The organism is Pannonibacter anstelovis (assembly GCF_036881715.1).
Lineage (GTDB): Bacteria > Pseudomonadota > Alphaproteobacteria > Rhizobiales > Stappiaceae > Pannonibacter > Pannonibacter anstelovis.
On the sequence record NZ_JBAKBF010000014.1, the window covers coordinates 19,384 to 33,487 of the forward strand.

8 protein-coding genes are annotated in these 14,104 nt (G+C 63.5%); 3 read left to right on the forward strand and 5 right to left on the reverse strand.

Translation table 11 applies throughout. From position 1 onward, the window contains the following. Positions 1–159 precede the first annotated feature (159 nt). Positions 160–5,847 (forward strand): apolipoprotein A-IV repeat region-like domain-containing protein, encoded by a 5,688-nt coding sequence (locus V6L75_RS18305; RefSeq protein ID WP_334252922.1) that lies wholly within the window; start codon positions 160–162, stop codon positions 5,845–5,847. Between the two features lie 512 nt (positions 5,848–6,359). Here the strand turns inward: V6L75_RS18305 and V6L75_RS18310 are convergent. The 4 genes from V6L75_RS18310 to V6L75_RS18325 all read right to left on the reverse strand — a co-directional run bounded on the left by V6L75_RS18310 (position 6,360) and on the right by V6L75_RS18325 (position 10,724). Then, the gene (locus V6L75_RS18310; protein ID WP_334252923.1) at positions 6,360–6,977 is read right to left on the reverse strand and encodes an ABC-type transport auxiliary lipoprotein family protein; all 618 of its coding nucleotides are present in this window, start codon (positions 6,975–6,977) and stop codon (positions 6,360–6,362) included. 125 nt (positions 6,978–7,102) lie between these two features. After that, positions 7,103–8,755, reverse strand: coding sequence for an MlaD family protein (locus V6L75_RS18315; RefSeq protein ID WP_334252924.1), 1,653 nt, complete (start codon positions 8,753–8,755; stop codon positions 7,103–7,105). Positions 8,756–8,765: 10 nt separating this feature from the next. Then, entirely contained in the window at positions 8,766–9,566 is an 801-nt protein-coding gene (locus tag V6L75_RS18320) for an ABC transporter ATP-binding protein (protein ID WP_334252925.1), read from the reverse strand. A 9-nt stretch (positions 9,567–9,575) separates the two neighbouring features. Beyond that, positions 9,576–10,724 (reverse strand): ABC transporter permease, encoded by a 1,149-nt coding sequence (locus V6L75_RS18325; protein WP_334252927.1) that lies wholly within the window; start codon positions 10,722–10,724, stop codon positions 9,576–9,578. A gap of 110 nt (positions 10,725–10,834) precedes the next feature. Between V6L75_RS18325 and dgcN the strand changes: the two genes are divergently transcribed. Continuing rightward, positions 10,835–11,848, forward strand: a complete 1,014-nt coding sequence (gene dgcN, locus V6L75_RS18330; protein ID WP_334252928.1) for an N-acetyltransferase DgcN — start codon at positions 10,835–10,837, stop codon at positions 11,846–11,848. Between the two features lie 3 nt (positions 11,849–11,851). Then, positions 11,852–12,841, forward strand: a complete 990-nt coding sequence (dgcA, locus tag V6L75_RS18335) for an N-acetyl-D-Glu racemase DgcA (RefSeq protein ID WP_334252929.1) — start codon at positions 11,852–11,854, stop codon at positions 12,839–12,841. A 22-nt stretch (positions 12,842–12,863) separates the two neighbouring features. On the opposite strand, the gene V6L75_RS18340 is transcribed toward dgcA, so the two are convergent. Beyond that, positions 12,864–14,051, reverse strand: a complete 1,188-nt coding sequence (locus V6L75_RS18340; RefSeq protein WP_334252930.1) for an MFS transporter — start codon at positions 14,049–14,051, stop codon at positions 12,864–12,866. Positions 14,052–14,104 lie beyond the last annotated feature (53 nt).

Here is a 14,104-nt window from a genome sequence, read left to right on the forward strand (position 1 = left end):
AGCCGATGCGGCGGCACCCTGTCCTGTCCTGTCATGTCCAAGCGGCGGACGGTTTCTGCGTCAGAATCGAGGCGGAGGCAGACCCGGAACGGCGCGGGAAAACGTGCTCGGTGGCTCAGGCCTCCGATTTGTAATGAGTTCGGATGTGAGGCGATCCAGATGGCAAATCCCCCGAAGGTGAAAGACCCGGCGGAAGCGGCACTGTCGGCAGTTGAAGAGGCGCTGAAGCTCGACTTCGGCGGCCCGGCAACGGCTGCGGGCAGCGATGACGGGGCCCGCGCGGCCCTTGGCGAAGCGGCACGCGCCGAAAGACCGGGCAGCGGATCTTCCGATGCAGCAGATAGCACTGCATCCGGCGAGGGGCGCCGGGGCCGGGGACGCGGCGGACGCCCGCCTGCGGCCAATGACGACCGCCGCACCATCGGCAATCTGATTTTCGCCCTGCAGCGCCGTCCATCGGCTGCCCCCTTCTGGGTGGCGCTGGTGCTGAGCGTCGTCTGGGGCGCCATCGGGTCGATCCTCACCATCTCCAGCTTCGGCACGCAGATCGAAGCCCTGTCCAGCGGCGCGGGCCTTTCCGCAGCCCCCGGTCTGGTGCTTGCCGGCGTTGCCATTGCCGTGCCGGTCCTGTTCTTCTGGGTCATGGCCATGATGATCTGGCGCGCGCAGGAAATGCGCATCGTCGCCCGTGGCATGACGGAAGTGGCTCTGCGCCTTGCAGAACCGGAAGACATGGCCAAGGAATCGGTTCTGTCCGTTGGCCAGGCCATCCGCCGCGAAGTCGCTGCAATGGGCGACGGCATCGAGCGCGCCATTGCCCGCGCCAGCGAGCTGGAAGTCCTCGTCCATAACGAAGTCTCCTCGCTCGAGCGTTCCTACAACGACAACGAGCTGAAGATCCGCGCCCTCATCGAGGAACTGGTCAGCCAGCGCGAGGCCATCCTTGCCAATGCCGACCGGGTGCGTGAGTCCATTTCCGGCGCTCACGAGAGCTTTGCCGGGCAGCTGTCCGCCACCTCCGAGGAAATCTCCAAGACGGTCGATACGGCGACCTCGCGCCTTATGTCTGCCGTGGAAGACCGCATCAATGAGCTGACCAGCTCCGTCGACAGCCGCATCGACGCGCTCAGCTCTACGCTCAATGCTTCCGGTTCCGAACTGGTCGACGCCCTCACCGACCGCGCCGGCGACTATGTGGCCCGCCTCACTTCTTCCGGCAGCGAACTGGTCGACAACCTGTCGCGCACCGGCAACGACATGTGGGAAACCCTGTCCGCCCGTGGCAAGGAGGTCAACGACCGCTTTGCCGAAACAGCCAGCAGCTTTGTCCAGACGCTGGACTTGCGCGGCGGCGAAATCACCACGACCCTTACCCAGCGCACGCAGGAATTCACCGAGGCGCTGGAACGCACCGGCAACACCGTTGGCGAAACCATTGCGCTGCGCGGTGATGAAATCAACGCGACCCTGTCGCTTACCTCGGGCCGCCTGATTGACACCATCTCCGCCCGCACCGATGAGCTGATCACCACTGTCGACACCCGCGTGTCGCAGCTGGATGCTTCGCTCAGCGACACCGGCGAGCGCGTTGTCAGCAGCATCACCGAGCGCGGCCAGGCCGTCACCGACGCCATCTCCTTCAAGGGCGCCGAGATCGTCGAGACCCTCGCCGAGCGCAGCTCCGAGGTCGCCGAGATCCTGCGCGGCACCGGTGAATCCATCGTCGTGGATCTGTCCCTGCGCGGCGGCGAAATCGCTGCGAAGCTGGATGCAACATCCTCCAGCCTCGCCGAGACCATCACCGGCCGCGGCGGCGATCTGGCGGACCGCCTCGGCTCCATCAGCGAGCGCATCGAGACGGCCATCACCGTGCACGGTGCTGAACTCGACACCCGCCTTGGCGCGCGTGGCACCGAAATGGCCCTGCTCATCGAGAGCCAGACCATCGGCTTCCGTGAGACGCTGCAGGCAGCATCCTCCGAAATCTCCAGCTCGCTCGGCCAGCGCACCACGGAGCTCGCCCAGAAGCTGGCCGAGACCGGCACCGAACTCGCCCGCCTCATCGGCACACGTGGCGAGCGCGTCAGCGCCGACATCGGCTCCGTCGGCGACCGCATTGCCGAGACCATGGAACTGCGCGGCCAGGCCCTGCAGGAAGGCCTTGCGACCCACCTCACCGAGCTGGAAAAGATTGTCACCGAGCGCGGTTCGCAGCTGGTCGAAAGCTTCGACAGCCGTTCCACCGTGCTGGCGCAGACGCTCGACAGCCGACTGGAAACCCTAGACCAGACCTTCGAGCACCGCGTTGGCGGGCTCGATCTGGCACTCGACAGCCGCATCAGCCGCATCGACCAGACGTTCGATGCGCGCATTGGCGGGCTGGAAACAACGCTCAGCGACAACATCAACCGCTTCGATCAGACCTTTGAAGCCCGGGCCAGCAGCCTCGACGCTGCGCTCGACAGCCGCCTTGGCCGTCTGGACCAGACCTTCGACAACCGCATCACCACGCTGGATACAGCGCTGGGTGACAGCATCAACCGGCTTGACCAGACCTTCGAAATCCGCGCCAGCGGCCTTGATGCCTCGCTTGACAGCCGCATCAACAGCCTGGATCTGACGCTGGAGCAGCGCACGGCTGCCTTCGAAGCGGCTCTGGAAACGCGCACGGTCATGCTCTCCGATGCGATCAGCACCCGCACGGAACTGCTCAGCGAGACGCTCGAACAGAAGTCGCGCACCATTGCTGACGTTCTGGCCGACCGCTCCGACGCGATCACCTTCGAACTGGCACGGCGCGTGGAAACAGCCGGCGAATCTCTCGCCGACAAGGCCGACACCGTGGGACGCCTCATTGGCGAACGCGTGGATCAGGCCGCCGAAGCCATCTCCGAGAAGGCCGATCACCTTGCCCAGAGCATGATTGCCGGCACTGAGCGGATCGATCAGACCCTCGACAGCCGTGCCCGCCAGATCAGCGAAACCCTGATTGCCCGCACCCGCGAGATCGCCAAGGCATTCGTCGACGGCCAGTCCGAAATGGCACAGGCACTCGACAGCCGCCTCGACGAGGCAGGCTCTGTTCTGGCCCGCCAGAGCGCGGAACTGACCGAGTCCCTCTCCGAACGGATTGCGGAAATCAACGTGTCGCTCGGCGCCAAGGTGTTCGAAGTGGCGGAAACCCTCGACAGCCGCGCCAGCCAGCTGGAATCGGTTCTCACCGACCGCCTGTCCTCCATCTCCGGCACCCTGACGTCGGAGACCGAGCGCGCCCGTCTGGTGCTGACCGAAGCCATGCAGGATGCCACCTCGACGCTGAGCGGCGAGAGCACCCGCGTCCGCGAGATGGTGCTGGACGCCGTCACGCAGGCCGCTTCCGCCCTCTCCGAAGAGCGCAGCCGCACCGTCGAGACGGTCAGCACGACCTTCTCCGACGTCACAGGCAAGCTGTCTGGTGAAGGCGACCGCCTGCGCCAGCTGGTGCTGGGTGCCGTTGGCGAAGCACGTGGCGTTCTGGTTGGCGAAAGCCAGCGGGCCGCAGAAACCGTTACCAGCGCCATGGCCCTGGCAACCGGTTCGCTGTCGGGCGAAGGCGAGCGCATCCGCGATATGGTGCTGACGGCAGTCGGCGAAGTGCGCAGCGTGCTGGAAGGCGAAAGCCAGAAGGCTGCCGAGAGCGTCACCGGCGCAATGACCGTTGCCACCGGCTCCCTCTCCGGCGAAGGCGAGCGCATCCGCAACATGGTGCTCAGCGCCGTTGCCGAGGCTGCCCGCTCCATGGCCGTGGAAAGCGAGAAGGCCCGCACGCTCTACGTGAGCACACTGGCCGAGTTCTCCGGCTCTCTGACCGGCGAAAGCGACAAGGTGCGCGGCGATCTTGCCCGCACGATCGCGGAAATCTCCGGCAACCTCAATGCCGAGAGCGAGCATGCCCGCGTCACCCTCACCCGCACCGTGGAAGAGATGCGCAATCTCATCTCCGGCGAGGCGGACTCGGTGCGCAGCCGCGTCAGTGGCGCCGTGCAGCAGGCAGCCGATATGCTGTCCCAGCGCGGCCATGCCGTTGCCCAGGAAATGCTCGAGAAGGCCGCAGCCCTCAACGAAGCCTTCTCCTCGCAGAGCGCAGAGTTCACCAAGCTCGTGGGTGAAGACGGCAACCAGCTGGTTGCTGCCATCGAAACCCGCGCCAATGAACTCACTGGCCGTGTGTCCGAGATCCACCGCGCCATCCTTGACGCCATCTCCGTCAAGGGCCGCGACGTCACCGAGAGCTTCGCACAGCGCGGCCTCGAGGCGACCCGTTCGCTGGTGGAAGCAGGAGACCGCATCATCAACGGCCTCGACGAGCGCAGCAACCGCGCCGTCAACGTCCTGGAAGAGACCAAGCTGCGTCTGGAAGCCGACGTTTCGGCCATCCTGGACCGCCTTGACCAGTCGAACAGCACGCTGCATCAGGTGATGACAGACGCAGGTCAGAACCTGTCGGACGTGGAGACCAACCTGGCCCGCCGGGCCAGCGAGTTCCGCTCCGCCGTGGACCGTGCCGTCGCAGAAACCAACTCCTCTACCGGCCTCATCGACGGGCAGGTTGGGGCGCTGCGGGATATCTCGACTACGGTTCTGGCCGACATCAAGGCCCTGTCGACCCGCTTCGACCAGCAGAGCCAGGATCTCATCAGCGCGGCACGTCACCTTGAGGAGACGAACCGTCTGGTCGAGGGCCGCGTGGCCGAGCGCAAGACCGCCATTGAACAGGTGGCCGACACGCTGCTGGCAAAGACCGAAACGGTCGACACGCTGATGCGCACCTTCACCAGCACGCTGACGGAAACGCTGGACTCGGCTGATGACCGGGCCCGCGAAGCCGCCACCATGCTCTCGGCTGCTGCCGAAGCTGCCTCGCGTCAGGTGGCCGAGCAGTTCGAATCCATGCGCCTCACCGCAGGCATGGAGGGTCAGCGCGCCCGCGACGCAATCCGCGCCGTGCAGGACGAGATCATGACGGAAATGAGCCGCACCGTGACAGAAGCACAGGAGCGGTTCGGCGAAGCGGCAACCCGCATGCGGGATGTTGCCCGCGAGGTGCACCGCGAGCTGGAGGCAACCCGCAAGGAACTGAAGCAGGGCGTTCTCAACCTGCCGGAAGAGGCGGAAGAATCGTCTGCCGCCCTGCGCAAGGTCGTCAACGAGCAGATCCGCGCACTCACCGAGCTGTCGGATATCGTCGCCCGCCAGTCGAGCGCACTGGATATCTCACGCCCGCAGGAGCGTGCCGTTGCCGCCAGCGCGGCCCCGGCTGCGAGCTACGCCGCCCAGAGCCGTCCGGCGGCCCCTGCCCCGCGCAGCGAGCCGGAACCGCGGCCTGCAGCAACGCGCCGCCCGGCAGCGGCCCCTGCTCCCGAGCAGGCACCGGAAGCAGGAAGCGGCAAGGGTTGGGTGAGCGATCTGCTGCGCCGCGCCTCGCGTGACGAGGACGGCGGCAAGGCACCCCGCAGCCCGCTGCACATGGTGGAAAGCCTGAATTCGCTGTCCATGGACATCGCCCGGGCCATTGACCATGAGACCTTCATCGATCTGTGGGACCGCTACAAGCGCGGCGAACGGCATGTGTTCACCCGCCGTCTCTACACGCTGCAGGGCCAGCAGACCTTCGACGAGATCCGCCAGAAATACGGCCGCGATCCGGAATTCCGCACGGCGGTTGACCGGTACATCGCCGATTTCGAGCAGCTCCTCACGCAGGTCTCGCGCAATGACCGTGACAACATGCTGGGTCAGACCTATCTGACCTCCGACACGGGCAAGGTCTACACCATGCTGGCCCACGCCAGCGGCCGCCTCGACTGAGACAGCCTGACCTGAAACAGAAGAAGCCCGCCGGAGCGATCCGGCGGGCTTTTTTTAGGCCTATGAGCATCCTGACGCTGCTGCGCAGGATCCTGCCGAAGTCGCAGAACCAACTGGCAGAAAATCCCTGACAGGTCGTGGCACAAGGCCGGGACGGCGCGGTGGGGGGCGGCACGGGGGCCGTTCAGGCAGTGCCCGGTCACTTCGGCAGAGCCCCCGGAATCTCCTGCGATAGGAGATAAGCTCTCTCCGCCGTCCCGGCCTTGTGCCGGGCCCTGTGAGGCAGGCACTGCTTCCTGCTCTCTCAAGCCGCAGTCACAACCTCTGAGCCAAGGTCCACTCGTTCGCAGAGAGGTGAGGTTGAGCTCCGGCGCAAAGTCTTGCTGCGGACGGGAGCTTGCCGCCCGGCAACAGACAGTTTCATTTTCTCTGCAAACGGTCGGGGCCCGGCTCGCGCTGCGCTAGGCCGGGGTGACTCAGTGCCGGTTACCAGTACCCTGCCCTGTCACACGTCAGACCTTTGAAATGACCCAGGCTGCCAGTTCGGCGAAGACCTGCCCTGCGGCGGAGTTCATCGCCCGCACAGCCTGTTCAGCACTCTGGCCGCCAGAGGGCACTTCGGCGCGGAAGACCTGGCTGTCCACCGTCCGGCCGTTGCGGTCGTTCACGAGCCGGGCTGCGATTTCCACGACGCCGCGCGCACTGCCGGCGATGTTCAGTTCAAAGGACCGGATCTCGGTCTGCAGCTGATAATCGATCAGCAAGCCATCACCCGGCATGCCGACCCCGCGCAGACGGCCGGTATTCTCGAGGGTCCGCACCAAACCGGTCTGCACCACATTGCCGAGCTGATCAGCCCAGGCAGCCTGCGGAAAATAGCTGTAGACCGGCCCTTGCTGCGCCACGGCGATGTTGCTGCTGTCGAGCGCCTGCAGCGCCTTCGGCACAGCGACCAGCACCTGAACGGGCTTGCGGGCACCACCTGCACTGGCCGCCGCCGCCGGAGCCTCGATACCATAGAGCGCACTGGGAGCAGTGGAAGCACAGGCAGACAGGCCTGCCGCCAGGGCTCCAAGCCCCAGAAGCGTCACTGCACGGCGGCGGTTGATCAGCGTTACAGCGTCGGTCATGCCCTTCGTCTTCCCGGCCTGTGCCGTTCCTTGCCAGGCCGCAGCGCCGCAACGCCATGGCCCCTGTTTCGTCGGTATCCCGTCACCGCCTGAGGGCAAGGCAGCCCTTCAGGCAGCACCGGTTTTCAGCGGCGCTGGCCGCCGTTGAAGCGCGGCACGTCATCCCCGCCAAAGATCACCCGGTTCGGAGCGCGATCGAAGTTCTCGATCGCCCGCTGCAGGGTGATGAAGGTCCGGTTGACCTGCCCCAGCGTTGCCGCCAGATCAGCCGAGCCCTGCGAAGCAAACTTCGACAGGCCGTCGGCAATGCCATCTGCACGGCTTTCAAACGCCTCCGCCACCTTGCGGATAGCCGTCATTGCCTTCGTTGCCTCGGTAATCAGGCCTTCGCCATCGCCGTCCACCATGGTGTTCACCTTGTCCATCAGGCCATTCAGCTTTTCGGACGAGGTGTTGAGGTTCGCGGCGACTGTCTTTGCATCCGTGATGATCTGGTTCACGTCGTCTGTGCGGGCGGAAAGGTCAGCCGACATGCGCTCCACATTGGTTGCTGCGTTGCGTGCCGAGGCAATCGTCTCAGCGATGGCGTTGCCCTGCCCGGCAATGGCGCTGACCGTACGGTCGACAGCATCGACAATCGAGGAAATGCGGCCCGGATCGATCGCGGCGACCACCTCACCGGTGTCATCCACGGTCTTGATAAGGCCAGCTAGCAGCTTCTGCGCATCCCCGATCAGCGTAACGATATCTTCCTCGCGGCTGCGGATCGTCTGCGCCACCTGATCCACATGCGCCATCGTGCTGGCCGTGCTGCGGATCAGTTCATCAATGTCAGAAGAGCGGTTGGAGAGCACGTCGCCAAGGCTCGCTGCCCCTGCCACGACACGCTGAACCTCTTCAGGCTTGACCGCATTGACCACCGCTTCGACCTGCGTCAGGGACGCATTCACCCGCTCGGTGAACTGCTGCACATTGGCCACGGCAGAGCTCGCATCACCCATGATCTGGCGGATTTCAGGCCCTGCGGCCCTCAGAGAATCCGAGAACTCGGTGATGTTGACAACCAGCTCTTCAACCTTGTCATCCGGTACGGCGGCCAAAATCCGCTCACCCTGCATTGTCAGTCCTTCGAGCTTGCCGGACAACGAACTGAAAGCCCTGGTAGCCTCGCCGATAGAGGCCATGAAGTCCTTCACGCCATCGGAGTTCTCAGCGAGCGCAGCAGAGAATGTCTCGACATTGCGCATGGTGGAGGCAATGACCGGCTGGTTTTCCCTCAGAACTTCATTGATGGATTCAAGCGTGGTGTCCGCCTTGCGCAACACATCGCGGCCGTTTTCCAGTACATCGTCAAAGAACGAGCGGTCGGCATAGATCACCGGCTCCTTGCCATCGTTCAGCGCATCCAGAAGCAACCCGGTCTCCGTCGACCCCCCCTTCAGATCCACATAGGCAACGCCGGTCAGCCCCTGGAAACCAAGCGTCGCCCGCACGTCCTTGCGCAAGGGGGCGTTGGGAGAGACACGGATTGTGGCAATAACGATGCGCGGATCGGCCGGGTCGAAATCCAGCGCCGAAACATCGCCGACCTTGATGCCGTTGAAAAGCACCTGTCCCCCGACGGGCAAGCCGGTCACAGCGCCCGGAAAGACGACCTTCACATTGATGCTCTTGCCGGAATCAGCCGCAGCCGCCAGCCAGTAGATGAACAGGAATGCTGCGACGAGAATGCCGAGAACGAAGCCGCCGATCATCACGTAATTTGCACGGGTTTCCATCAGCTGCCTTTCAAACCCTGCGCAGGGCGCGCTCGCCCCGGAAGTAGGATTTCACCCAAGGGTGCTCGCTCTCCATCATGTCATCCACTGTGCCGGCAAGCAGAACCCGCTTTTCACCCAGAACCGCAATACGGTCGCAGATCGAATGCAGGCTATCAAGGTCATGTGTCACCATATAAACGGTCAGACCAAGGGTTTCACGCAACTTCGCAATCAACCCGTCGAAAGCCGCTGCACCGATGGGGTCAAGACCCGAGGTCGGCTCGTCCAGAAACACCAGATCCGGGTCTAGTGACAAAGCACGGGCAAGGCTGGCGCGCTTGACCATGCCGCCGGACAGCTCGGACGGATATTTGTCCGCCGCATCACGCGGCAGGCCGACCAGTTCCAGTTTCAGAAAAGCGAATTCGTCCATCAGCCGCTGCGAAAGCCCGAGATACTCGCGCATCGGCACCTGAATGTTCTGCTTGACCGTGAGCGAGGAGAACAGTGCGCCTTGCTGAAACAGCACCCCCCAGCGCCGTTCGATCCAGTTGCGCTCCGCCGCAGTGGCGCTGTCGAGGTCCTGGCCAAAAACGGAAATACTGCCGGCGCGGCGCGGCGTAAGACCGAGGATGGCACGCATCAGCACCGATTTACCTGTCCCCGAGCCGCCGACAAACCCCAGCACTTCCCCCCGGTAGACATCAAGGTCCAGCCCATCGAGGATGATCTTCTTGCCGAAACCGACGATGACACCGCGCGCAGACAGCAGAACCTCACGCTGCTGCGCGGGCCGGACCGTCTCATTCAGGGCGTCTGCAGTGCTCATCAATGCCCCTTATACGTTGATGGCGGCAAAGAAGATGGCGAAAAGGCCATCAACGACGATGACGAGGAAGATTGCCTTGACCACAGACATGGTGGTGTGACGGCCAAGGGAATCGGCCGAACCGCCAACCTTCAGGCCTTCCACACAGGCAATCAGGCCGATGATCAGCGCCATGAAAGGTGCCTTGACCATGCCAACGATAAAGGTCTGAACGGTGATGGCCTCTTCCAGGCGGCTCAGATAGGCCGCTGGCGGAATCTCCAGATACCACCAGGTCACAAGCCCTGAACCTGTCAGAGCAGCCAGATCAGATACGAAGGTCAGAACAGGCATGGCCGCCATGAGCGCCAGCAGACGCGGGAGAATCAGGACCTCGGTTACATTGAGGCCGATGACGTGGAGGGCATCGATTTCCTCCTGCATCTTCATTGACCCGAGTTCCGCCGTAAAGGCAGAGCCCGACCGGCCGGCTACCATGATGGCGGTCAGCAAAACGCCAATCTCACGCAACACGAGCACACCCGCCAGATCCACGACAAAAAGATCCGCACCGAACTGCCGCAGGTAGAAACCGCCCTGCTGGGCAATGATGGCGCCAATCAGGAAACTCATCAACCCGACGATCGGCACCGCCCCGATGCAGGACTTGTCGAATTGCACGGCAATGGCGATTCCGCGCAGGCGTTTGGGCTGAAACAGAACCGTGGCGACAACCATACTAAGCGAGCCAAGGATGTGCAGCATGGCGATAAAATCCTGCCACGCCTCAACCACCGACTTGCCGGTCGTCTCCATGAGATTGATCAGCATTCCCTGCCGCGGCTCATGCGCTGGCGGAGGCGGATGGTGGGCATCCACTTCTGTCAGCAGGAGCGCCTGTTCCGGGCGAAGCCCATCGATGCGAATGCGTGTGCCGGAAAACTCGATGCGCCCGCGCAGCTTGTGGATCAACCAGGCGCCAGCGGTATCAAGTGCACGCAGCCCGGACAAGTCGAGGACAAGTTCGACCTGCCCCTGTTCGCCGGAAAGCCCCTCGACAATCGCCTCGGCTTCCGTGGCAGTGCGGATTACCCAGTCTCCGGACAAGGCAAAGGTCACGGTCTCACCATCATGGGTGGCCGAGCATCTGGGGGCGAGCAGTTCAACCTGTAATGTCATGCGCGCTGACGCGACCCCTTGCCGCTGAGAAGGACTACCCCGTATACCTGAGAGAAAGGGAGGCCGTCCAGACGCGCGGCCGGTAACAACCAGCAGAGGCAGATCATATAATGGATATTGCAAACCCCTATCTGATGTTCCTGGGCGACGTTCCGGATGCGCTGGCGGCGAAGACAGCGCTTGGCGTTGTCGACTGGCGCCGGGACTGGTGCATCGGGCAGAATCGCCTGCCGGGCTGCCAGGCCGATGCGGGCTTGACCGACATGAGCATCGCAGCCGCAGCAAAGGCTGGCGCCAAGACCATGATCGTCGGAGCCGTGAACGCAGGCGGGCGTCTCCCGGATCACTGGGTTGCCTCCATCGTGGAAGCGCTGGATGCCGGAATGGATGTGGCCAGCGGGCTGCATGTGCGCCTCGGTTCAATTCCGGCCATCAAGGAAGCGGCAGAGCGCAATGGCCGCCAGCTGTTCGACGTGCGCCACTCGGACATGACCTTCGCCACCGGCAAGGGCAGCAAGCGCAGCGGCAAGCGCATCCTCACCGTCGGCACCGATTGCTCGGTCGGCAAGAAGTACACCGCCCTCGCCATGGAGCGGGACATGCGCGCCCGCGGCTATGACTGCGACTTCCGCGCCACCGGCCAGACCGGTGTGTTCATTTCGGGCCGAGGTGTTGCCATCGACGCAGTGGTGGCCGACTTCATCTCCGGCGCCGTGGAATGGATCTCCCCGGCAGCGGACGAAAGCCACTGGGATGTGATCGAGGGCCAGGGCTCCCTGTTCCATCCGTCCTTTGCGGGCGTGACGCTTGGCCTGCTGCATGGCGCCCAGCCCGATGCCTTCATCGTCTGCCATGAGCCGACCCGCCGCACCATGCGCGGTGTGCAGACGCCCCTGCCCTCCATTCAGGATGTCATCGACCTGACGATCCAGTGCGGCAAGCTGACGAACCCGGACATCCGCTGCATCGGCATTGCGGTGAATACGGCTGCCCTTGGCGATGCGGAAGCCCAGGCCTATCTGGCGGAGCTGTCCGCCAAGTACGGCCTGCCCGCAACCGACCCCGTTCGCTACGGCATGGCCAAGGTGGTGGACAAGGTGGTTGAAATCTACGGCGCGGCCTGAGTCATGACATCACCTCTCACCATAACGGCAGCGCATGAGCGTTTTGCCATCGAAGGCGGCTTCGCGATTTCGCGGGGCAGCCGGACCCATGCGGACGTGGTTACCGTCTGCATCAGCCGCGACGGCTTCACCGGCCGCGGCGAATGCGTGCCATATGCCCGCTATGGCGAGAGCATCTCCAGCGTGATGCAGCAGATCGAGGACGCGGCAGCGCGCTTCGGTCAGGACATCAGCCGGACGCAGCTGCAGGAGCAGATGGAGGCAGGTGCAGCCCGGAACGCGCTGGACTGCGCTCTGTGGGATCTTGAGGCCAAGGCAGCGGGCACCAGCGCCGCCGCCCTGGCAGGCCTTGCCGCCATGAAACCGCTCGTCACCGCCTATACGCTCAGCGTCGGAACTGCGGACAGCATGGGCGCGGCTGCGGCAAAGGCTGCCTCACGCCCGCTGCTGAAGGTGAAGCTGGCAGGCCCCGGCGATGATGCGCGTATCGCCGCCGTCCGGGCGGCGGCGCCAGACGCACGGCTGATCGTGGATGCAAACGAGGCCTGGGACGAAAGCTGCTTTGCCGTCAACATGGCGGCCTGTGTGGCAGCAGGCGTTGAACTGATCGAACAGCCCCTGCCTGCGGGTAATGACGGCCTGCTTGCCACGGCAGAGCGGCCAATCACGGTCTGTGCAGATGAAAGCCTGCACACCCGGCATGAACTTGCCAGCCTGCGCCAGCTCTATGACGCAGTGAACATCAAACTGGACAAGGCGGGTGGCCTGACCGAAGCGCTGGCACTGGCAGCCGATGCGAGAGCCCTTGGCTACAGGATCATGACCGGCTGCATGCTCGGCACGTCTCTTGCCATGGCTCCGGCGCTCATCGTGGCACAAACAGCTGATTATGTTGACCTTGACGGTCCCCTGCTGCTCACTGCCGACCGTGAGGGTGGCCTCAGCTATGAGGGCAGTCTCGTCCATCCGCCGCAGTCCAGTCTCTGGGGCTGACCCTGCCGGTCACCAGACCTATTCAGCCTGCCGTCCCGGCCTTGAAACCGGGATGGCGGGCCAGCAGCAGAAGACACACGAAGGCCAGAGCGGCCATCGCTGACATGGCATAAAAGGCATAGGCGGGCTTTGCCGCATAGAGCGGCCCGCTGAACCAGGTGGCCGTTGCCGTCAGAAAGCCGGTGGATGTCGCCATCAGGCTCTGCCCCGTAGCAGACCAGCGCATCGGCACAGCCTGCGCAATCAACGCCACGCCCCCCAGATGAACGGCCCCAAAAGAAAGCGCGTGCAGGGTCTGCATCGGCACAATGAAGACCGGGTCCTGCACATGGGTGAAAAGCGCCCAGCGAAGCACTGATCCGCCCGTTCCGATGATGATCAGACGCATCGGCGTCAGCCAGGCCGGAAGCCTTGCCGCGAACAGGAAGAGCAGGATTTCCGCCGTCACACCGACGGACCACAGGGGCCCCATCCAGTGTTCGGGAACGCCTGATTTCGTCCAGTAAATCGTTGAAAACGCATAATAGGCTGAATGTGCCGCCTGGGAGAGGCCGATGAGCGTGACCAATGCCAGAAACCAGTGCTCCCGGAAGACGGCTGGCTTTCTGTCTGATGCCCGGGCCGATGCAGAAGCCTCACGGGCTTCCCGCTCGGGATTGCGCATGGGAGGCAGCGTTCCGGCGACCAGCACGGTCGCCACCATCGAGCCAAGGATACCGGCCAGGTAGGGCATCTCGGTGTGCGGCATCATCAGCCAACCGGCAAGAACAGTGCCTCCCACGAAAGCAGCAGAGCCCCAAAGACGCATGCGCCCGTATGTGGCCCCCGTCTGGCGCACGACATCCAGCGCATATCCATCGGCCAGCGGTACAATCGGCGCCCAGCAGACCATCAGCCCCATCACGGCAGCGACCGCCAGAGGATAACTTGACGTAAAGGCAAATAACGCAAGAAAAGCCATACCCATCAATGAGTAAAAGCAGATCGAAAGACGGCGCAAGCCAGTCCTGTCAGAAAGCCCCGTCAGAAACGGAGAAGCTACTATCTTTGCGTAGGTGCCAATTGCGAGAGCAAATGAGACTTCTGTAACTGAGTATGATCTATTGGCAAGAATGATCGGAAAAAATGGGAGAAATAATCCCGTGCCGACAAAATTGACACCATAGAGAGCACTCACCCGGGGGGCGAGCCCAACTTGGAACATCTTCATGGAGGATCAAACCTTGAAGGCCTAAAGGGATGTTAACTTCTTGGACCTATTAT